The sequence below is a fragment of the Burkholderia pseudomultivorans genome, from assembly GCF_001718415.1.
In the GTDB taxonomy this organism is placed as follows: Bacteria; Pseudomonadota; Gammaproteobacteria; order Burkholderiales; family Burkholderiaceae; genus Burkholderia; species Burkholderia pseudomultivorans_A.
This window is the reverse complement of sequence record NZ_CP013378.1, coordinates 3326800-3346969: the sequence shown is the minus strand read 5'-3', so window position 1 is coordinate 3346969 and position 20170 is coordinate 3326800. Positions and strand designations below refer to the sequence as shown.

The 20170-nt window shown below is 66.3% G+C and carries 19 protein-coding genes and 1 pseudogene; 9 read left to right on the top strand and 11 right to left on the bottom strand.

Annotated features, from left to right (window positions below; translation table 11 throughout):
• The first annotated feature begins 1 nt into the window (after position 1).
• The 6 genes from rpsR (at position 2) to WS57_RS27715 (ending at position 5325) form a co-directional block, all read left to right on the top strand.
• The gene (gene rpsR / locus WS57_RS27740) at positions 2–277 is read left to right on the top strand and encodes a 30S ribosomal protein S18 (RefSeq protein ID WP_004193360.1); all 276 of its coding nucleotides are present in this window, start codon (positions 2–4) and stop codon (positions 275–277) included.
• 27 nt (positions 278–304) lie between these two features.
• On the top strand, positions 305–757 hold the full coding sequence (gene rplI, locus WS57_RS27735; protein WP_009692553.1) for a 50S ribosomal protein L9: 453 nt from the start codon (positions 305–307) through the stop codon (positions 755–757).
• A 142-nt stretch (positions 758–899) separates the two neighbouring features.
• Positions 900–3323, top strand: coding sequence for a replicative DNA helicase (dnaB, locus tag WS57_RS27730; RefSeq protein ID WP_059601961.1), 2424 nt, complete (start codon positions 900–902; stop codon positions 3321–3323).
• Positions 3324–3461: 138 nt separating this feature from the next.
• The gene (locus tag WS57_RS27725; protein WP_009692555.1) at positions 3462–4088 is read left to right on the top strand and encodes a DUF47 domain-containing protein; all 627 of its coding nucleotides are present in this window, start codon (positions 3462–3464) and stop codon (positions 4086–4088) included.
• Between the two features lie 10 nt (positions 4089–4098).
• A complete protein-coding gene (locus WS57_RS27720) occupies positions 4099–5109 on the top strand; it encodes an inorganic phosphate transporter (RefSeq protein ID WP_040127540.1) in 1011 nt (336 codons plus the stop codon).
• Positions 5110–5325, top strand: a complete 216-nt coding sequence (locus tag WS57_RS27715; protein ID WP_009692557.1) for a hypothetical protein — start codon at positions 5110–5112, stop codon at positions 5323–5325.
• A 90-nt stretch (positions 5326–5415) separates the two neighbouring features.
• Here the strand turns inward: WS57_RS27715 and WS57_RS27710 are convergent, their stop codons facing one another.
• Positions 5416–6513 carry a C40 family peptidase gene (locus tag WS57_RS27710; RefSeq protein WP_059512733.1) on the bottom strand — a complete coding sequence of 366 codons (1098 nt, stop codon included), beginning with the start codon at positions 6511–6513 and terminating at the stop codon, positions 5416–5418.
• 237 nt (positions 6514–6750) lie between these two features.
• The gene (locus WS57_RS27705; protein ID WP_040127537.1) at positions 6751–8547 is read right to left on the bottom strand and encodes a PhoH family protein; all 1797 of its coding nucleotides are present in this window, start codon (positions 8545–8547) and stop codon (positions 6751–6753) included.
• On the opposite strand from WS57_RS27705, the pseudogene WS57_RS38395 reads away from it, so the two are divergent.
• A pseudogene (locus WS57_RS38395) lies at positions 8497–8684 on the top strand (hypothetical protein); the annotation flags it as partial. The gene WS57_RS27705 and the pseudogene WS57_RS38395 sit on opposite strands and share 51 nt — an antisense overlap.
• Before the next feature lie 195 nt (positions 8685–8879).
• On the opposite strand, the gene WS57_RS27700 reads toward WS57_RS38395, so the two are convergent.
• The 9 genes from WS57_RS27700 to WS57_RS27660 form a co-directional block, all read right to left on the bottom strand.
• Positions 8880–9341: a peroxiredoxin gene (locus WS57_RS27700; RefSeq protein WP_009694041.1), complete on the bottom strand. Its 462-nt coding sequence runs from the start codon at positions 9339–9341 to the stop codon at positions 8880–8882.
• Between the two features lie 99 nt (positions 9342–9440).
• Positions 9441–10337, bottom strand: coding sequence for a polysaccharide deacetylase family protein (locus WS57_RS27695; RefSeq protein WP_009694042.1), 897 nt, complete (start codon positions 10335–10337; stop codon positions 9441–9443).
• 12 nt (positions 10338–10349) lie between these two features.
• Complete coding sequence (locus WS57_RS27690) at positions 10350–11405, bottom strand: bifunctional UDP-4-keto-pentose/UDP-xylose synthase (protein ID WP_009694043.1); 1056 nt, start codon at positions 11403–11405, stop codon at positions 10350–10352.
• On the bottom strand, positions 11402–12349 hold the full coding sequence (locus WS57_RS27685) for a formyltransferase (RefSeq protein WP_069245122.1): 948 nt from the start codon (positions 12347–12349) through the stop codon (positions 11402–11404). Before WS57_RS27685 ends, WS57_RS27690 begins: the two co-directional genes overlap by 4 nt.
• Positions 12346–13368, bottom strand: a complete 1023-nt coding sequence (locus tag WS57_RS27680) for a glycosyltransferase (RefSeq protein ID WP_069245121.1) — start codon at positions 13366–13368, stop codon at positions 12346–12348. The genes WS57_RS27685 and WS57_RS27680 overlap by 4 nt, the downstream gene beginning before the upstream one ends.
• A gap of 6 nt (positions 13369–13374) precedes the next feature.
• A complete protein-coding gene (locus WS57_RS27675) occupies positions 13375–14526 on the bottom strand; it encodes a DegT/DnrJ/EryC1/StrS family aminotransferase (protein ID WP_069245120.1) in 1152 nt (383 codons plus the stop codon).
• Positions 14527–14660: 134 nt separating this feature from the next.
• Positions 14661–15032: an EamA family transporter gene (locus WS57_RS27670; protein WP_009694047.1), complete on the bottom strand. Its 372-nt coding sequence runs from the start codon at positions 15030–15032 to the stop codon at positions 14661–14663.
• A gap of 14 nt (positions 15033–15046) precedes the next feature.
• Positions 15047–16723, bottom strand: coding sequence for a glycosyltransferase family 39 protein (locus WS57_RS27665; RefSeq protein ID WP_069245119.1), 1677 nt, complete (start codon positions 16721–16723; stop codon positions 15047–15049).
• Positions 16724–16847: 124 nt separating this feature from the next.
• Positions 16848–17222: an Mth938-like domain-containing protein gene (locus WS57_RS27660; RefSeq protein WP_040127533.1), complete on the bottom strand. Its 375-nt coding sequence runs from the start codon at positions 17220–17222 to the stop codon at positions 16848–16850.
• Between the two features lie 314 nt (positions 17223–17536).
• Between WS57_RS27660 and WS57_RS27655 the strand changes: the two genes are divergently transcribed.
• Both WS57_RS27655 and WS57_RS27650 read left to right on the top strand, forming a co-directional pair.
• Entirely contained in the window at positions 17537–18775 is a 1239-nt protein-coding gene (locus WS57_RS27655; protein ID WP_009694053.1) for a pyridoxal phosphate-dependent aminotransferase, read from the top strand.
• Between the two features lie 53 nt (positions 18776–18828).
• Positions 18829–20157: a homoserine dehydrogenase gene (locus WS57_RS27650; RefSeq protein ID WP_009694054.1), complete on the top strand. Its 1329-nt coding sequence runs from the start codon at positions 18829–18831 to the stop codon at positions 20155–20157.
• The last annotated feature ends 13 nt before the right edge of the window (positions 20158–20170 follow it).

Below are 20170 nucleotides of genomic sequence, written 5' to 3'. Positions count from 1 at the left end.
CATGGCCCGCCCCACTGGTAAGAAATTCGACAAGCGTCGTCAGCAACAAAACCCGCTCTTCAAGCGCAAGAAGTTCTGCCGCTTCACGGCAGCCGGCGTCGAGCAGATCGACTACAAGGACACGGAAACGCTGAAGGACTTCATCGGCGAAAACGGCAAGATCACGCCGGCTCGTCTGACGGGTACGAAGGCGCACTATCAGCGTCAGCTGGATACGGCGATCAAGCGCGCGCGTTTCCTCGCGCTGCTGCCGTACACCGATCAGCACAAGGCGTAATCAGGCGACGCAATAAGGAGAATTCGAATGCAAATCATTCTGTTGGAAAAAGTCGCCAATCTGGGCAACCTCGGCGATATCGTCAAGGTCAAGGACGGTTACGCTCGCAACTTCCTGATCCCGAACCGCAAGGCTCGCCGTGCAACGAAGGAAGCGATCGCCGAATTCGAAGTGCGCCGTGCAGAGCTCGAGAAGATCGCCGCTGAAAAGCTGGCTGCTTCGCAGGCTGTCGGCGAGAAGCTGGCTGGCCAGTCGTTCGAAATCACGCAGAAGTCGGGCGTGGACGGCCGTCTGTTCGGCTCGGTCACGAACGCAGACGTCGCCGAACTGCTGAAGAAGGCAGGCTTCGCGGTCGAGAAGCTGCAGGTTCGCATGCCGGAAGGCCCGCTGAAGATGATCGGCGAGCACAACGTCCAGGTCGCGCTGCACACGGACGTCGTCGTCGACGTCACGATCAACGTGATCGGCGACCACGCTTAAGCGTACGCACTCTTGCCGGGCGGCTCGCGCCGTCCGGGCAGGAACAGGGGCAGGCGCCCGGGCAACCGGGGCCTGCCTTTTTTATTGCCGATCGCCGGTGAGCGGTAGCGTACCGGCGTTCAATTCGCGATAATCCCAACCCATGAACGCGCCGCAAGATCCCCAACTCGATTCGCTGAAAGTCCCGCCGCACTCGGTCGAAGCCGAACAGTCGGTGCTGGGCGGCCTGTTGCTCGACAACGCGGCATGGGACCGGATTGCCGACTTCCTGTCGCAGGGCGACTTCTACCGCTACGACCACCGGATCATCTACGAGCATATCGGCCGGCTGATCGCGGCGACGCGCCCGGCCGACGTCGTGACCGTGTACGAAGCGCTGACGACGTCCGGCAAGGCCGAGGACGTCGGCGGGCTCGCCTACCTGAATGCGCTGGCCCAGAACACGCCGAGCGCCGCGAACATCCGCCGCTATGCGGAAATCGTGCGCGACCGCGCGGTGCTGCGCCGGCTCGTGTCGGTCGCCGACGAAATCTCGGCCGACGCGTTCAATCCGCAGGGCAAGGAAGTCCGCCAGCTGCTCGACGAGGCCGAGTCGAAGGTGTTCTCGATCGCCGAAGAGGGCGCGCGCGGCAACCAGGGCTTCCTCGAGATCGGACCGCTGCTCACGCAGGTCGTCGAGCGCATCGACACGCTGTACCACACCGCGAACCCGAGCGACGTCACGGGCACGCCGACGGGCTTCGTCGACCTCGACCGGATGACGTCGGGGATGCATGGCGGCGAATTGATCATCGTGGCCGGGCGGCCGTCGATGGGCAAGGCCCAGCCGCTCGACGCGCGCGTCAGGACGCTGACGGGCTGGAAGCCGATGGGCGAACTGGCGGTCGGCGACGCGCTTGCATCGGTCGACGGCGCGCCGTCGATCGTGACGGGCATCTACCCGCAGGGCGAACGCCAGGTCTATCGGGTCCGCTTTTCGGACGGGCGCTCGGCCGAATGCTGCGACGAGCACCTGTGGTGCGTACATTTCCGCGAATGGGAAAAGCCGCGCGTGCTGTCGACCGCGGAGATTCGCACGCTACTGACGCGCGAGCGCTACCGGAACCGGTTGTGGATCGACATGCCGAGCGGCGAGTTCGGTCACCGCGAGGCGTTGCCCGTCGATCCGTGGGTGCTCGGCGCGCTGCTCGGCGACGGCGCGCTCGGCGGTACGGCCGTGCGTTTCAGCGTGAAGGCCGAGGAAACCTTGAATCGGATGCGCGCGCGCGTCGACGCGTCGCTCGAGCTCGAATACGCGGGCCAGTACGACTGGCGCATCAAGCGCCGGCCGTCGACGGCCGACGAGGCCCGGCCGTCCGCCAATCCGCTCAAGGCGGCGCTCGAGCGGCTCGGGGTATGGGGCAGGACGAGCTACGACAAGTTCATCCCGCGCATTTACCTCGATGCGGACAAGGACGCGCGACTGGACCTGCTGCGCGGGCTGCTCGACACGGACGGCTGGGTCGAATCGTGGGGGACGGTGCGTTATTCGACCGCCAGTGCGCAACTGGCGAACGACGTGCGCGAACTGGCGCGCTCGCTCGGGGCGTGGTGCCAGGTCGCCGAAAAGGCGACGAGCTTCACGGTCGGCGGCGAGCGCAAGGCCGGTGCGACGGCTTACGTATGCACGATCAGCCATCCGGACCCGCAGAGCCTGTTCCTGTTCGAGGGCAAGCGCGAGCGTCTCACGGGCGGGCGCACACGCCGCAAGATGCCGGTCATCGTCGGCATCGAGCCGACGCGCCGGACGGCCACGCAGTGCATTTCGGTCTCGCATCCGTCGCGGCTGTACGTGACCGACGATTACGTCGTGACGCACAACACGGCGTTCTCGATGAACATCGGCGAATACGTCGCGGTCGAGTACGGCCTGCCGGTCGCAGTGTTCTCGATGGAAATGCCGGGCACCCAGCTCGTGATGCGGATGCTCGGCTCGATCGGCCGGCTCGACCAGCACCGGATGCGTACCGGCCGCCTGACGGACGAAGACTGGCCGAAGCTGACGCATGCGGTGCAGAAGATGAGCGAGGCGCAGCTGTTCATCGACGAAACGGGCGGCCTGAACCCGATGGAGCTGCGCTCGCGCGCGCGGCGTCTGGCGCGCCAGTGCGGCAAGCTCGGCCTGATCATCGTCGACTATCTGCAGCTGATGTCGGGCTCGTCGCAGGGCGAGAACCGGGCAACCGAAATCTCGGAAATCTCGCGTTCGCTGAAGAGTCTGGCCAAGGAACTCGACGTGCCGGTGATCGCGCTGTCGCAGCTCAACCGCGGTCTCGAGCAGCGGCCGAACAAGCGCCCGGTGATGTCGGACCTGCGTGAATCGGGCGCAATCGAACAGGATGCGGACGTGATCCTGTTCATCTACCGCGACGAAGTCTACAACCCGGACAGCCCCGACAAGGGCACGGCCGAAATCATCATCGGCAAGCAGCGTAACGGTCCGATCGGCCCCGTTCGACTCACGTTCCTGGGGCAATACACGAAGTTCGACAACTTTGCGGGGGCGCAAAACTTCTACGGCGAGTAAGGCTGGATGTAAACCCTTATTTCGCCGAGCGTTGTATCCAATCCCGGCGTGCGCATATGCGCGCGTCGCGGCGCAACCGAAAACGGTACAATATCGCCCGTTTTCGTGACAGTCGTTTGACAATTTCTCAGGAATCCCATGTTCGGTCGATTCATGCCCACCGAGGGCAAGTTCTTTGAACTCTTCAACGCGCACGCGAAGCACATCGTTTCCGGTGGCCGCGAGCTCGAACTGCTGATCGACAATCTCGCCGATGCCGAGATCCACAAGCAAAACGTGCAGTCGGCCGAGAAGGCCGCGGACAAGCTCACGCACGAAGCGATCGATCTGCTGCACAAGACCTTCATCACGCCGCTCGATCGCGACGAAATCCACAAGCTGATCACGACGATGGACGACATCCTCGACCTGATGGAGGACGTCGCGACGGCCGTGTCGCTGTACGACGTGCGTGCCGTCACGTCCGAGGCGAGCCAGCTCGCGCACATCGTCACGCAGTCGGCGCAGCACGTGCAGCAGGCCGTTGCGCTGCTGTCCGACATGAAGCAGTCCGCGCAGATCCTCAAGCAGTGCGAGGAGATCGATCGCTGGGAGTCGGAAGCCGATCGCGTGCTGCGCTCGGCGATGTCGAAGCTGTTCCGCGAGGAAGACGACGTGAAGACGCTCATCAAGCTGAAGGCGATCTACGAGCTGCTCGAAGAGATCACCGACAAATGCGAGGACGTCGCCAACATCATCGAAGGCATCGTGCTGGAAAACGCCTGAGCGGACCACGATGCATTCGATACAACTCGCCCTATGGATGGTCGCGACGCTGGTGCTCGTCGCGCTCGTATTCGACTTCATGAACGGCTTCCACGACGCGGCGAACTCGATCGCCACGGTCGTGTCCACCGGCGTGCTGAAGCCGCAGCAGGCCGTCGTGTTCGCCGCCGCGTTCAACGTCATCGCGTACTTCATCTTCCACCTGAAGGTCGCGCAGACGGTCGGCAAAGGCACCATCGACCCTGACATCGTCGACCACTACGTCGTGTTCGGCGCGCTGGTCGGCGCGATCGGCTGGAACGTGATCACCTGGTACTACGGGATCCCGTCGAGCTCGTCGCATGCGCTGATCGGCGGCCTCGTCGGCTCGGCGCTCGCGAAGTCGGGCTGGAGCTCGCTGAACCTCGACGGCCTGATGAAGACCGTCGCGTTCATCTTCATTTCGCCGCTGCTCGGCTTCATCCTCGGCTCGCTGTTCATGCTCGGCGTGTCGTGGCTGTATTTCCGCACCGCGCCCAGCAAGGTGGACCGGCGCTTCCGCCGGCTGCAGCTGCTGTCGGCCGGGCTGTACAGCCTCGGACACGGCGGCAACGATGCGCAGAAGACGATCGGCATCATCTGGATGCTGCTGATCGCGTCCGGCTATGCGTCGGCGACGTCCGATGCGCCGCCGGCATGGGTGATCGGCGCGTGCTACCTGTCGATGGGCCTCGGCACGCTGTTCGGCGGCTGGCGCATCGTGCGCACGATGGGCCAGAAGATCACGAAGCTCAAGCCGGTCGGCGGCTTCTGCGCGGAAAGCGGCGGTGCGATCACGCTGTTCATCGCGTCGTTCCTCGGCATTCCGGTCTCGACCACGCATACGATTACCGGCGCGATCGTCGGCGTCGGCGCGACGCAGAAGCTGTCGGCCGTGCGCTGGGGCGTGGCCGGCAATATCGTGTGGGCGTGGGTGCTGACGATTCCGGCCTCCGCGCTGATCGCAGCCGGCGGCTGGTGGCTCGGACACCGGATCTTCTGATTGCCGACGCGCGCAACGCTCGACGCTTCGACGCACGAAACGCCGCATGCCGAACAGGCTGCGGCGTTTTTTTTTGCGCGTGTGGAGGGGCGGTTTGCGGTGTGGGAGACGGGCTTGCGATGCTGGTCTGCGCGTGTGTCCGAGAAGTGGCGCGTGCCGTTGATGACCCGACAGGAAGCGCCGGTCGCCGGGACGATCGGCAAGCAGGCGAAATGACGATGACTAACGCCGATGCGGGAAGGGCGCCATCGTGGTCGCCGGGCTCCCGCGACATGCGCGAACCCCGGCGTGACGGGCCCGACGCCGTCAATAGCTGCCGTTCGCGAAGCGGGCGATCGGGTCGTCGGCGGTGCCGGTGCGGGCCCCGACCGGCGCGGACTGCGTCGATGCGCGCAGCACCTGCACGGCGGCCGGCTCGCTATTACGAGAAGGCGCGGCCGGCGGCTCCGCATCGAAGGCGGCGGCTTCGGCGGCGGTCAGCGCCGTCGTCGGAATCTGCGTGCCGACCTCCGGCGCGCCGGCGGCTGCCGCGTTCGACGTCGCATTCGACGTCGCGGCAATCGCATCGCCGCCCGCGGACGCCGCCTGTTGCCGCGCCGCGGACAGGCGGGCCGGCGGCGGCTCGTACGGATCGGCGGGCGCGGCTGCGGCGGTCGATACGGTGGATGCGGGCGGTGCGGCGGCAACGACTGGCGCGGGCGAGGGCGCCGACACGCGTTGCGTCGCCGCATAAGCCGGCGGCTGCGGCGCGGCAGCCGCCACGACCGGCGCGGGTGCAGGCGCCGGCACAGCTGCGGCCGCCGCCGGCGTGCGCGGCTCGTCGCGCCGCGCTTCATACGTCGGCGCATCGAACGGCGTCGGCTTCGCGCGAGGCGGCGCGACGCGGCGAATCCCGTCGAACCGCTTCGCCCAGTACGGGTTCGTCAGATAGTCGAGCCGCACGGTGCCGCCGGTCGACGGCGCATTCACGAAGCGCAGCTTGCCGACGTAGATGCCGACGTGCGAATGCGGCCGCCCGGTCGTATTGAAGAAGATCAGGTCGCCGGGCGCGATCTGGTCGGGATCGATCGACACGCCGCGGCTGCTCATGTCGGCGGTCGTGCGCGGCAGGTTCACGTCGGCCGCGCGGCCGATCACGTAGCGCACCAGCCCGCTGCAGTCGAAGCCGCTGGTCGGCGTGTTGCCGCCCCAGCGATAGGGCACGCCGACCAGGCTCATCGCCTGGATCGAGATTTCTTCCTGGCCGACGCTGTGGTCGACGAATTTCGGGAAATTGGCGGGCGGCGGGAACGCGCGCGGCGTCGTGATCGTCATGCCGGACGAGCGCGATGCCGTCTGCGGCGGCACGCTGGAGCAGGCCGCGAGCAGCGAAACGACGGCGACGGGAACCCAGATTCGAAGCATGAAAGACGGGACGGGCGCGACGCGCCCGTCATTCGTATGACAACGGATAGGCCCGATGGTAGACGCTCCGACAGGGCTTGCGCAACCATTCCTGAGAATTTACTTGAAGTTTCGCGCGTAAACCGTCGTCGTTTTCGTAACAGAGCGTTATCAGGGTTTGCGACCCCAAAATAAAACGGCGCTCCGGAAGGGAGCGCCGTCAGGCATCGGAAGCCGGCCGGCTGGCCGCGCCGTGCGTTACAGGATGTCCGACGCGTAGTCGGCGAGTCGCGAGCGTTCGCCGCGCGCGAGCGTCACGTGACCGCTGTGGCCCCAGCCCTTGAAGCGGTCGACGACATAGGTGAGGCCCGAACTGCCTTCCGTCAGATAAGGCGTGTCGATCTGCGCGATGTTGCCGAGGCACACGATCTTCGTGCCGGGGCCCGCGCGCGTGACGAGCGTCTTCATCTGCTTCGGCGTCAGGTTCTGCGCCTCGTCGATGATCAGGTACTTGTCGACGAACGTGCGGCCGCGCATGAAGTTCATGCTCTTGACCTTCAGTCGCGAGCGGATCAGCTCCTGCGTCGCCGCACGGCCCCATTCGCCGGCCGCGTCGTCGGTCTTCTGCAGCACTTCGAGGTTGTCGTCGAAGGCGCCCATCCACGGCTGCATCTTCTCTTCCTCGGTGCCCGGCAGGAAGCCGATGTCCTCGCCGACGGGCACGGTCGCGCGCGTGACGATGATCTCGTTGTAGCGCTTGTCGTCGAGCACCTGCGCGAGGCCGGCTGCGAGCGCGACGAGCGTCTTGCCGGTGCCAGCCTGGCCGAGCAGCGTGACGAAGTCGATCTCGGGGTTCATCAGCAGGTTCAGCGCGAAATTCTGCTCGCGGTTGCGCGCGGTGATGCCCCACACGTTGTTCTTGTGGTGGCTGTAGTCGCGCAGCGTCTGCAGCAGCGCGGTCTTGCCGTTCAGCTCGCGCACGATCGCATGGAACGTCGGTTCGCCGTTCTGCGGCTCGAGATAGACGAACTCGTTGACGAGCATCGACGCGACGAGCGGCCCCGTCACGCGGTAGTACGTGGTGCCCGTCTTGGTGTCCTGCCAGCTCTCCATGCCCTTCGCATGCCGGGTCCAGAAGTCCTGCGGCAGTTCGCGCACGCCGGTGTAGAGGAGGTCCTTGTCCTCGAGCACCTGGTCGTTGAAGTAGTCTTCGGCGGGCAGGCCGAGCGCGTGCGCCTTGATCCGCATGTTGATGTCTTTCGACACCAGCACGACCTGGCGGTCCGGCCGGTCGCGCTGCAGCGCGCGCACGACGCCGAGGATCTGGTTGTCGGCCTTGCCTTCGGGCAGGCCCTCGACCGGCGCGATGTCGGCGAGCTTGGTCTGGAAGTACAGGCGGCCGAGCGCCTCGCGGCTGCCGAGGCGCGCGAGCGGAATGCCGGCCGAGATCGGGCCCGCGTCGGCGACCAGTGCGTCGAGCGTGCGGCTGACCTGGCGTGCATTGCGCGCGACTTCGGACATCCCCTTCTTGTGGTTGTCGAGTTCCTCGAGCGTCATCATCGGCAGATAGACGTCGTGTTCCTCGAAACGGAACAGGCTGCTCGGGTCGTGCATCAGCACGTTGGTGTCGAGCACGAACAGCTTCTGCAGCTCGGCGTCGGCCGGTTTGCGGCTGCGCGACTTCGTCGCGGCGCCGGCATCGCGCGCGGGCGCCGCGACCGGTTTCGCGTCGGCCGGCTTGTCGCTGCGCGCGACGGGCGCGTCGGCTTCGACGGGCGCCGGCATCGGCTGCAGCAGCGCAGCGGTCTGTTTGCTCTTGCGCGTGCGCGCGGGCGCGCTCGCGGTTTCCTGGGCCGGCGCGACGGCGCGCAGCGGCGCTGCCGTGTTCGCGGCTTCGGTCATCGGTTGGGCCACGCTGGCCGGGCCATAGTCACCGGCTGTGGATGCGTCCCCTTCGGCGGATTTCTTCGCGGCTTTCGCGGGCCGCGCTTTCGCCTTGTATTCATCGGGCGGCAGCAGGCTGCCGAGCTTGCTGGGGGGAGTAGGCAAAGGCATGGTGTCCCTCGGGAGGAATCGTGTCGCATGGCGTGCGCCGCTGATCGCATCCTGCGTGACGAAAACGCATGCAGTTTGCGCGCGGTGGCGCACAGGAATTTCGTCTAGCCGGTTCGCCTAAGTGTCGATCAACTCCTTCACGGGTTGAGGGCCGGACCGAGAGCCGGCGCGCAGTCCATAAAAAAAGCCGCTGCCCCGTGGACCGGGACATGCGGCTCGGCTGATACCGTCGTGATGCGCGTCAGGTGCCGGGAAGCATCGCAACGAGCACCGGCGCAGCTACGAGAAATATGGGGCGAACTGGCATTCATTGCGGCCCAATATAACGCGCCTCAAAGCGCTTGTACAGCACTTAGCACGTCGTCCACGTGACCCGGCACCTTGATGCCGCGCCATGCCTGACGAAGCACGCCGTCGGCGTCGATCAGGAAGGTCGAGCGCTCGATGCCGCGTACTTCCTTGCCATACATTTTCTTCATCTTGATGACATCGAACAGCGCGCACAGCGCCTCGTCGGCATCGGAGATCAGCGGGAACGGCAGTTCGAGCTTTGCCTTGAAATTGTCATGCGAGCGCAGGCTGTCGCGCGATACGCCGATGACTTCCGCGCCGGCCTTCTTGAACTTCGGATAGAGATCGCGGAATTGCAGCCCTTCGGTCGTGCAGCCCGGCGTGTTGTCCTTCGGATAGAAATACAGCACGAGCTTCTTGCCGCGCAGGTCGGACAGCGAAATATCGCCGCCCGTGGCCGGTGCGGTGAAATCGGGAACTTGACGGTCAACTTCGACGGACACGTGTTTCTCCTGTTGTTATGGAAGGGCGCCGCGCGCGGCGGCGCGATTCGGAGCGCGCTGCCGCGGCGCGCCGCAGGCAGCGCGGGCTCGCGCGCGAACTCAGTCGGGCTGGACGATCAGTTCGCCGGAGCGGCCGGGGATTTCGCCCCACGTGACAGGGTACGATGGCAGCGAGTCGCGGTCCAGCGTCGCGTGGTAGTCGCCCATCGTCGCAAACGTGTGGCCCTGCGCGCGCCAGCCGGCGAGCAGTTGCTCGAACACCGGCGCGAGCTTCTGGCCTTCCAGCTCCGCATGCAGCGTGAACACCTGGTCGTGCGGATTGGTTTCGGTGAACTTGAGGATGTGCGCGGCGACGTTGTGCGTGTCGATGCCGTCGACGCCGAGCACCTCGTCGAGCGTCGGCAGCGTGGTCGGCATCTGCACGTGCGACAGCGTGCGGCCGCCGACGACGGGCAGGTACGGCGAATGGCCGCGACCATCGGACGCATAGCGCATCCCCCACGCGTCGATCTGCTCGAACGCCGCGTCGTTCATCTGCCAGCCGGCCGCGCCGTGCGTGGCGGGCGGCGCACCGAAGACCTCGACGAAGCGCGCGTGGCTCTTCTGCATTTCACGCGCGGTCCAGTCGCGGTCGCGCATGCGCACGTTGTCCTGCCAGTACACGTGATCCCAGGTATGGATCCCGCATTCGAAGCCGGCTTCGTGAATCGCGCGCATGTCGGCGAGCGCGCGGCGGCCGATGTCGGGGCCGGGCAGCAGCACGCCGTACATCAGCTGCTTCACGCCGTAGTGTTCGACCACCGACGTGCGCGACACCTTCTTCAGGAAGCCGGGCCGAAACACGCGCCGCAGCGCCCAGCCCGTGTGATCGGGGCCGAGGCTGAACAGGAAGGTTGCGCGCGCGCTGAAGCGGTCGAAGATGCGCGCGAGGTTCGGCACGCCTTCGCGCGTGCCGCGCAGCGTGTCGACGTCGATCTTGAGGACGATGCGAGCCAAGCGAGCGTCCCGTCAGCCTTGCTGCTCGACGAGTGCGCGCGCGTCGGCGACGTGGCCGCGATACGCTTCGAAGATCTTGCGCAGCGCGTCGTCGAAGGTCGACTGCGGCGCCCAGCCGAGTTCCTGCATCGTGTTGTCGATCTTCGGCACGCGGTTCTGCACGTCCTGGTAGCCGTTGCCGTAGTACGCGCCGGAGGTCGTCTCGACGAGCTGCACCTGCTTCGCCGAATCGGCGTACTCGGGGAATTCCGCGGCCAGCTCGAGCATCTTGTGGGCGAGTTCGCGCACCGAGAAATTATTCTTCGGATTCCCGATGTTGTAGATCTTGCCCGACGCGACGCCGTTCGGATTTTCGATGATCTTCATCAGCGCGCTGATGCCGTCGTCGATGTCGGTGAACGCGCGCTTCTGCGAGCCGCCGTCGACGAGGCTGATGTTCTCGCCGCGCACGATGTGGCCGAGGAACTGCGTGACCACGCGCGAGCTGCCTTCCTTCGGCGTGTAGATCGAGTCGAGGCCCGGGCCGATCCAGTTGAACGGACGGAACAGCGTGAAGTTCAGGCCTTCCATCCCGTAGCCCCAGATCACGCGGTCCATCAGCTGCTTCGAGCAGGCGTAGATCCAGCGCGGCTTGTTGATCGGGCCGTAGGTGAGCGCCGACGCGTCCGGATCGAACTGCTCGTCCGAGCACATGCCGTAGACCTCGGAGGTCGACGGGAACACGAGGTGCTTGCCGTACTTGACGGCCGAACGCACGATCGGCAGGTTCGCCTCGAAGTCGAGCTCGAACACGCGCAGCGGCTGCTGGACGTAGGTCGCGGGCGTCGCGATCGCGACCAGCGGCAGGATCACGTCGCACTTCTTCACGTGATACTCGACCCACTCCTTGTTGATCGTGATGTCGCCTTCGAAGAAATGCATCCGCTCGTGCTTGACGAGGTCGCCCAGCCGGTCGGTCTGCATGTCCATGCCGAACACTTCCCAATCGGTGGTTTCAAGAATGCGCTTGGACAGGTGGTGGCCGATGAAGCCGTTCACACCCAGGATCAGGACTTTTTTTGCTTTCATGAATGACGGGAAGAATGAATGAACTGCGCGAATTCCGCGGGCGTCACGACGGTTTCGCCGCCGTCGCGCTGCTGCCACAGCTCGAGTATGGATAGGGCGCGGCTGTCGCCGCAGACGCCGAATAGCGCATTATCGCTTACGTGCAGGCCGGGCGGCAAATCCGCGGCCGCGATCGCAGCGGCGCTGCCGGGCGCGGCGAGGCGCGCGCGCGCGACGACGAAGCGCATGCCGTCGATCTCCGTAAACGCACCCGGGTAAGGGGGCGCGACCGCGCGCACGAGGTTGTAGACCTGCGCGGCCGGTTTCGACCAGTCGATGCGGCCGTCCTCGGGCTTGCGCCCGCCGTAGTAGCTGCCGGCCGCCAGATCGTTCGGCAGATGCGGCGCTTCGCCGGCGAGCAGCGCCGGCAGCACGCGCCAGAGCGTCTGCTCGGCGGCGACCGTGACCTTGTCGAACACCTGCGCGGCGGTGTCGTCCGGCAGGATCGGCACCGCGGTCTGGCCGACGATCGCGCCCGCGTCGGGCTTGGCGGCCATCTCGTGCAGCGTCGCGCCGGTCTCGGTCTCGCCGTTCAGCACGGCCCAGTTGGTCGGCACCCGACCCCGGTATTTCGGCAGCAGCGAACCGTGCATGTTGTACGCGCCGCGCGGCGCGATCGCGAGCAGGTCCGCCGGCAGCATGTGGCGGTAGTAGAACGAGAAGATGAAATCCGGCTGCGCGGCCGATACCGCGCGGCGCAGCGCCGGATCGGCCGGGTCGGCCGGCGTGAGCACCGGGATGCCGTGCTCGGCCGCGACCGAGGCGACGCTGCCGAACCAGATGTTCTCGTTCGGGTTGTCCTCGTGCGTGACGACGAGGGCGACGTCGACGCCGCGCGCCAGCAGCACCTGCAGGCAGCGCACGCCGACGTTGTGGTACGCGAATACGACGGCGCGCGGCTTCACGATTGCGCTCCGGTGTGATGCGCGCCGACCGGCGCCGCCGGCATGCCGTCATGCTGTTCGAGCACCGCCTGGATCAGGTAGCGCGGCCGCGCGCGCACCTGCTGGTAGATGCGGCCGACGTACTCGCCGAGCAGGCCGAGCGCGAACAGGATCACGCCGAGCAGGAAGAACGTGATCGCGAACAGCGTGAACACGCCTTGCACTTCCGCGCCGACGATGAAGCGGCGCACGAGCAGCAGCACGAACAGCGCGGCCGAGCCGAGCGACAGGATCACGCCGATGAACGACAGCCATTGCAGCGGCACGACCGAGAAGCCGGTCACGAGGTCGAAGTTCAGCCGGATCAGGCTGTACAGCGAGTACTTCGATTCGCCGGCGAAACGCTCCTCGTGCGCGACCTCGATCTCGGTCGGCTTCTGCGCGAAGGTGTAGGCGAGTGCGGGGATGAACGTGTTGACCTCGCCGCACACGTTGATCGTGTCGATGATGCGGCGGCTGTAGGCGCGCAGCATGCAGCCCTGGTCGGTCATCTTGATCCGCGTGATGCGTTCGCGCAGGCGGTTCATCATCTGCGACGCCTTGCGGCGCCACAGGCTGTCCTGGCGCTGCTTGCGGATCGAGCCGACGTAGTCGTAGCCCTCGCGCATCTTCGCGATCAGCTTGCCGATTTCCTCGGGCGGGTTCTGCAGGTCGGCGTCGAGCGTGATCACGATCTCGCCGCGCGACTGTGCGAAGCCGGCGAGGATCGCCATGTGCTGCCCGTAGTTGCCGTTGAGCAGCACGACGCGCGTCGTGTCGGGACGCACGTGGAACTGGTCCGCGAGCATCGCGGCCGAGCGGTCGCGACTGCCGTCGTTGATCAGGATCACTTCGTACGACGTGCCGAGCGCGTCGAGGGCCGGGTACAGGCGCGCGAACAGCGCGGCAAGGCCGTCTTCCTCGTTGTACACGGGGATGACGATCGATACTTCCGGGCTCGCGGCGCCAGGATGGCCGGCGCGTGCTTCAAGGTGACTCATGTACGCTTACTTTCCGTATTGTTCGCAAATCTGATTGGTGGCGTCGACGACGCGACGCACGTCGTCTTCCGTCATCTGCGTGAAGAGCGGCAGCGTGACGGTCGACGCGCCGTACCGCTCGGCGTGGGGGAACATGCCCTCCGTGAAGCCGCGCGCGCGGTACAGCGTGAAAAGATGGATCGCCGGGTAGTGCACGCCCGTGCCGATCCCGCGCTCCTTCATCTGCGCCATGAACTCGGCGCGCGAGATCGACAGCCTATCGAGCGGCAGCGTGACCTGGAACATGTGCCAGTTGCAGTTCTCGAAATCGGCGACCGGCAGGCCGACGCCGAGCTTCGCGGCCGCACCGCCCTCGAACGCGGCGAAATACGCACGCACGAGCGCGCGGCGCTGCGCGGTGAAGCGCTCGAGGTGCGGCAGCTGGCCGAGGCCGACGCGCGCGGCGACGTCGGTCAGGTTGTACTTGCCGCCGAGCACGTCGCAGTCCATGCCGTCGAAGCCGCTGCGCGTGATGCCCTGCAGCCGGTATTTCTGCGCGAGCGTCGCTTCGTCGTCGTTGTTCAGCACGAGCGCGCCGCCCTCGATCGTCGTCAGGTTCTTGTTCGCGTGGAAGCTGAACGACACGATGTCGCCGATCGCGCCGATGCGCTTGCCGTTCCACGTCGAGCCGAGCGCCTGCGCGGCATCCTCGATCACGCGCAGGTTGTGCGCGCGCGCGATCGCGTAGAGGCGGTCCATGTCGACCGGCAGGCCGGCCAGATAGACGGGGATGATCGCCTTGGTGCGCGGCGTGATCGCCTGTTCGAGCTTGTCGAGATCGATGTTGCGCGTGACGGGGTCGATGTCGGCGAACACGGGCGTCGCGCCGGTCTCGAGGATCACGTTGCTGGTCGACACCCACGACGCCGGCGTCGTGATCACCTCGTCGCCGGGGCCGACGCCCGCGATGCGCAGGCCGATCTCCAGCGTGCAGGTGCCCGAGTTGAACGCGCGCACCGGGCGGCCGCCGCAGTACTCGGACAGCGCGGCCTCGAACTTCTGGCACTGCGGGCCGGTGGTGATCCAGCCCGAGCGCAGCACTTCGACGACGCCCTGGATGGTTTCCTCGTCGATCTCGGGGCGGGTGAACGGCAGAAACGGTGCGGTAGTCTGGCTCATGAACGCGTAGGCCTGTAATGGCGTGTAATAAAAGGGTCGGGCAGTCCCGTCCGAAACCGGCATTAAACACCGGTTGGCGGATTCGTACCGTGATTTTTTGTAGGCGGACGCTTAACGCCGCCGGATGCCGCGGCTCAGCTGCGCGCGAGCACGAGCACCCCGATCAGGATGATGCCGATGCCGACGAGCCGCTGGACCGACAGCACCTCGCCGAACAGGTACCAGGCCGCGAACGCGTTGACGACATAGCCGAGCGACAGCATCGGATACGCGATCGACACGTCGACCCGCGACAGCCCGACGATCCACACGACGACGCTCAGCACGTAGCAGCCGAGCCCGCCGATGATCGGCAACTGGGTCGCGATCTTCAGGCCGACCGGGATGATGTTCGCACGGCTGAATTCGAAGTGTCCAACCGCGTTGACGCCGGCTTTCAGCAGAAGTTGCGCGCAGGCGTTGAGCATCACGCCGGTAATGATGCAGACGAACGAAATCGGGTTCATGCGGAAGGCGGTCCTTACGACTGGGGTTTCTCGACGATCACGCGGCGGTTGTCGCGCGCGATCACGCGCATCGGCACGCCTTGCCTGACCAGCGTGTCGTACTGGCCGGGCGCCATGATCGCGAGCGCGTGGGTGTCCTGCTTCCAGCGCGCGACCCACTCGTCGACGGTCGGAATCCACTTGTTCGGCTCGACCGAGATGCCGAACGCGAGCTCGTCCTGGCGCTGCACCATGATCGTCGTGTGGCCGACGTAGAACGGGAACGTGTGATCGAGCATCTCGATCGAGTAGAACGGCGTGTCGGGCGGCAGTTTCGCCAGTTCCGCGCGCACGGCCGGCGCGATCAGCGCGCCCGAGCTGTAGCGGCCGAACTCGTCGTGGCCGGTGCCGCCGATCGTGCCGAACGCGAGCCAGGCCGCGCCGAACATCGTGATTGCGGCGGCGGCGCCCGCGCGGCGGTTCAGCCATGCGGCCGCGAGCGTCAGCGCGGCGGCGACCGCGAGGCCCGCGTACAGCCACACCTGGAACGCGCGATACAGCGCGTTCGGCGTGCGGGCGTCGCCCAGGCGCGCGAGGAAGATGATGCCGAACGCGGCGACGACGAAGAACACCAGATAGCCGAGCAGGTGGCGGCGGAACCGGTCGGCCGTCATCAGCGGCAGGTACGCGCCGATCATCAGCGCGAGCGCCGGCGCGACCGGCAGCACGTACGAGATCAGCTTCGAATGCGACGCGCTGAAGAACAGGAAGATGAACGCGCTCCAGATCAGCAGCACCAGCATCGGCGAGAAGCCGTTCGGCTGGCGCGGCATGCGCAGCGCGTGGCGCAGGCTCTGCCATGCGACCGACAGCCACGGCAGGAAGCCGACCAGCAGCACCGGGACGAAGTAGTAGAACGGGCCCGGACGGTTCTGTTCCGGGGTCAGGTACCGGCGGAACTGCTGGACGATGAAGAAGAAGTTGAAGAATTCGGGGTTGCGCTGCTGCACGAGCACGAACCACGGCGTCGCGATCGCGAAGAAGATCACCAGCCCGCTGACGAGATAGAGCCGCTTCCACAGCGCCCAGTCGCGCGCGATCAGCGTATAGAGCACCAGCACGGCGCCGGGCAGGATCAGCCCGACCAGGCCCTTGGACAGCACGGCGAACGCCATCGCCGCCCAGCACGTCCACATCCAGCCGCGCACCGCGGCGGGGCGCAGCCCGGGCCGCTGCGCGAGCAGCAGCGCGCAGAGCGACAGCGCCATCCAGAACGCGAGCCCCATGTCGAGCGCGTTGAAATGGCCCATCAGGTTCCAGTACGGCGAGCACGCGAGCACGACCGCGGCGAGGAAGCCGGACAGCGGGTTGAACAGCCGCGCGCCGGTGAAGCCGACCAGCAGCACGCCGCCGAAGCTCGCGAGCGCCGTGTACAGGCGCGCCTGCCATTCGCCGATACCGAACCACGCGAACGTCAGCGCGTTGAGCCAGGTCTGCAGCGGCGGCTTCTCGAAGTACTTGTAGCCGTTGTAGCGCGGCGTGATCCAGTCGCCGGTGACGAACATCTCGCGCGCCATTTCCGCGTAGCGGCCTTCGTCGCTCGGGATCAGGTGGCGCAGCCCGAGCGGCGCGAACCAGATCACGGCGAACGCGATCAGCAGGAGGACGAGCGCGATGCGATTGAGCGGTAGCCTCGACGGCGTATCGTTCATGGATTTTCAGCCTGTTGGTTGTTGTGATGGGCGCCGGCGGGTTGCGCCGGGGCGGGCGGCTTGCCGGGCGGCGACCTGCGGGGATCGTCCCGATGCGCCGGCCCGAGTTTTACCGTATCGGTGATTAACGTTCAATTAAGAGCGCGGCGGCGACTTTGCGGCCTTCGGCCATCAGGATGTTGTACGTGCGGCAGGCGGCCTGGAAATCCATCGTCTCGACGCCGATCCGCTTTGCGGCGAGCGCCGCGAGCAGCCGCGGGTGCGGAAAGCGCAGCCGCGCGCCGCTGCCGAAGATCACGAGCTCGGGCGCCGGGTCGAGCAGCATCGCGAAATGCTCGGGCGCGAGCGCGTCGAACGACGCGACCGGCCATTCCCGTACCGGTGCGCCGGGCAGCACGATGACGCTCGTTTCATGGCGTTCGAGGTTGACGTCGACATAATCGGGGCCGTAGCCGGTAACGGTGTTGAGCGCGCCGCTCGTGTCCTGGTGCAGTTTCAAATCGGTATTCCGCGGTTCCGTAAGGGGAATGTCTGGCCGGGCCGCGCGGGCCCGGGCGGCCGGCTTCGCGCGCCGTCCGGCGCCGGATGCCCGACGGCGCGGGCCCGGCACGGCCATGGTGCATTGCGAAAGTCGGCCAAAATCCGCTAAATTATAACTTTTTGGTTGCCTCCGGGCGCCACTCGCGTCGCGCGTCGCCACAAGCCGCGCCCGACCGCCCGCTTTTCCCAGTCTAGACAGCGTGCGCAGACCAGCCGCTCTCCAGTTTTTGATCCCGCCCCCGGCCGCAAGGCCAACCCAGGAACCGTGTCGTCGTGAAACCGATTCAGAAGTCGAACAAGCTGCTCAACGTCTGCTACGACATCCGTGGCCCGGTGCTCGAGCACGCGAAGCGCCTCGAGGAAGAAGGCCACCGCATCATCAAGCTGAACATCGGCAACCTCGCGCCGTTCGGCTTCGACGCGCCGGACGAGATCATCCAGGACATGATCCGCAACCTGCCCACGTCGTCCGGCTACTCGGATTCGAAGGGCGTGTTCTCGGCGCGCAAGGCCGTGATGCACTACACGCAGCAAAAGGGCGTGGTCGGCGTCGGCCTCGACGACATCTACATTGGCAACGGCGCGTCCGAGCTGATCGTGATGGCGACCCAGGCGCTGCTGAACGACGGCGACGAAGTGCTGCTGCCGGCGCCCGACTATCCGCTGTGGACGGCCGCGGTGAGCCTGTCGGGCGGCACGCCCGTGCATTACATCTGCGACGAGCAGAACGCGTGGATGCCCGATCTCGACGACATCCGCCGCAAGATCACGCCGAACACGAAGGCGATCGTCGTGATCAACCCGAACAACCCGACCGGCGCGCTTTATTCCGACGCATTGCTGCTCGAACTGCTCGAGATCGCGCGTCAGCACGGGCTGATCGTGTTCGCCGACGAGGTCTACGACAAGATCGTCTACGACGGCCTCGAGCACACGGCGATGGGCGCGCTGTCGGAGGACGTGATCACCGTCACGTTCAACAGCCTGTCGAAGAGCTATCGCTCGTGCGGCTACCGCGCGGGCTGGATGGCCGTGTCGGGCCTCGGCGGCGACAACCGCCGGCGCGCGAAGGACTACCTCGAGGGGCTCGGGATCCTGTCGTCGATGCGCCTGTGCGCGAACGTGCCCGGGCAGTTCGCGATCCAGACCGCGCTTGGCGGCTACCAGAGCATCAACGAGCTGATCGTGCCGAGCGGCCGCCTGTTCAAGCAGCGCGAGCTCGCCTACGACATGCTCACCTCGATTCCCGGCGTGACCTGCGTGAAGCCCCAGGCCGCGCTGTACATGTTCCCGCGTCTCGATCCGAAGCTTTACCCGATCCAGAACGACCAGCAGTTCATACTCGACCTGCTGCTCGAGGAGCGCGTGCTGCTCGTGCAGGGCACGGGCTTCAACTGGCCGACGCCGGACCACTTCCGCGTGGTCTTCCTGCCGAACCTCGAGGATCTCGCCGATTCGATCGAGCGGATCGCGCGCTTCCTCGACGGTTATCGCAAGCGCCACACGGCGTGAGCGGGCGGAACCGGACGGCATTCACACCTTTTCAATCATCGATCACACGCAGCATGGAACCGATCAAAGTTGGCCTGTTGGGCTTCGGCACGGTGGGCAGCGGCACCTTCACGGTGTTGCGCCGCAACCAGGAAGAAATCAAGCGACGCGCGGGGCGCGGCATCGAGGTGGCGCGCATCGCGGTGCGCAACCCGGCCAAGGCGCAGGCTGCGCTCGGCGGTGACACCGCCGGCGCGCAGATCACCGACGACTTCAACGCGGTCGTCGACGATCCGTCGATCTCGATCGTCGCCGAGATGATCGGCGGCACCGGCATCGCGCGCGAGCTCGTGCTGCGCGCGATCGCGAACGGCAAGCACGTCGTGACCGCCAACAAGGCGCTGCTCGCGGTGCACGGCACCGAGATCTTCGAGGCCGCGCGCGAGAAGGGCGTGATGGTCGCGTTCGAAGCGGCCGTCGCGGGCGGGATCCCGATCATCAAGGCGCTGCGCGAAGGGCTGACCGCCAACCGCATCCAGTACATCGCCGGCATCATCAATGGCACGACCAACTACATCCTGTCGGAAATGCGCGACCGCGGGCTCGACTTCGCGACCGCGCTGAAGGCCGCGCAGGAACTCGGCTACGCGGAAGCGGACCCGACCTTCGACATCGAGGGCGTCGACGCCGCGCACAAGGCGACGATCATGAGCGCGATCGCGTTCGGCGTGCCGGTGCAGTTCGATCGCGCATACGTCGAAGGCATCAGCAAGCTCGATGCGACTGACATCCGCTACGCGGAAGAGCTCGGCTACCGGATCAAGCTGCTTGGCATCGCGCGCCGCGCCGAAAACGGCATCGAGCTGCGCGTGCACCCGACGCTGATCCCCGAGAAGCGCCTGCTCGCGAACGTCGAAGGCGCGATGAACGCGGTCGTCGTGCACGGCGACGCGGTCGGCACGACGCTGTACTACGGCAAGGGCGCGGGCGCGGAGCCGACGGCTTCGGCGGTGGTCGCGGACCTCGTTGACGTCACGCGCCTGCACACGGCCGATCCCGAGCATCGCGTGCCGCATCTCGCGTTCCAGCCGGACAGCCTGTCGAACACGCCGATCCTGCCGATCGACGAAGTCACGAGCGGCTACTACCTGCGGCTGCGCGTCGCCGACGAAACCGGCGTGCTGGCCGACATCACGCGCATCCTCGCCGATTCGGGCATCTCGATCGACGCGCTGCTGCAGAAGGAATCGGAGCAGGTCGACGACGCGAACGGCGAGACCGACATCATCCTGATCACGCACGAGACGCTCGAGAAGAACGTCAACGCGGCGATCGCGCGCATCGAGAGCCTGTCGACGGTCGTGTCGAAGGTGACGAAGCTGCGCATGGAAGCGCTGAACTGAGCTGACGACTGAG

Bases quoted from the DNA above. Each gene is read 5' to 3' on its own strand.
- rpsR (WP_004193360.1), top strand. From the start codon at position 2: ATGGCCCGCCCCACTGGTAAGAAATTCGACAAGCGTCGTCAGCAACAA.
- rplI (WP_009692553.1), top strand. From the start codon at position 305: ATGCAAATCATTCTGTTGGAAAAAGTCGCCAATCTGGGCAACCTCGGC.
- dnaB (WP_059601961.1), top strand. From the start codon at position 900: ATGAACGCGCCGCAAGATCCCCAACTCGATTCGCTGAAAGTCCCGCCG.
- WS57_RS27725 (WP_009692555.1), top strand. From the start codon at position 3,462: ATGTTCGGTCGATTCATGCCCACCGAGGGCAAGTTCTTTGAACTCTTC.
- WS57_RS27720 (WP_040127540.1), top strand. From the start codon at position 4,099: ATGCATTCGATACAACTCGCCCTATGGATGGTCGCGACGCTGGTGCTC.
- WS57_RS27710 (WP_059512733.1), bottom strand. From the start codon at position 6,513: ATGCTTCGAATCTGGGTTCCCGTCGCCGTCGTTTCGCTGCTCGCGGCC.
- WS57_RS27705 (WP_040127537.1), bottom strand. From the start codon at position 8,547: ATGCCTTTGCCTACTCCCCCCAGCAAGCTCGGCAGCCTGCTGCCGCCC.
- WS57_RS27690 (WP_009694043.1), bottom strand. From the start codon at position 11,405: ATGAAAGCAAAAAAAGTCCTGATCCTGGGTGTGAACGGCTTCATCGGC.
- WS57_RS27680 (WP_069245121.1), bottom strand. From the start codon at position 13,368: ATGAGTCACCTTGAAGCACGCGCCGGCCATCCTGGCGCCGCGAGCCCG.
- WS57_RS27675 (WP_069245120.1), bottom strand. From the start codon at position 14,526: ATGAGCCAGACTACCGCACCGTTTCTGCCGTTCACCCGCCCCGAGATC.
- WS57_RS27670 (WP_009694047.1), bottom strand. From the start codon at position 15,032: ATGAACCCGATTTCGTTCGTCTGCATCATTACCGGCGTGATGCTCAAC.
- WS57_RS27665 (WP_069245119.1), bottom strand. From the start codon at position 16,723: ATGAACGATACGCCGTCGAGGCTACCGCTCAATCGCATCGCGCTCGTC.
- WS57_RS27650 (WP_009694054.1), top strand. From the start codon at position 18,829: ATGGAACCGATCAAAGTTGGCCTGTTGGGCTTCGGCACGGTGGGCAGC.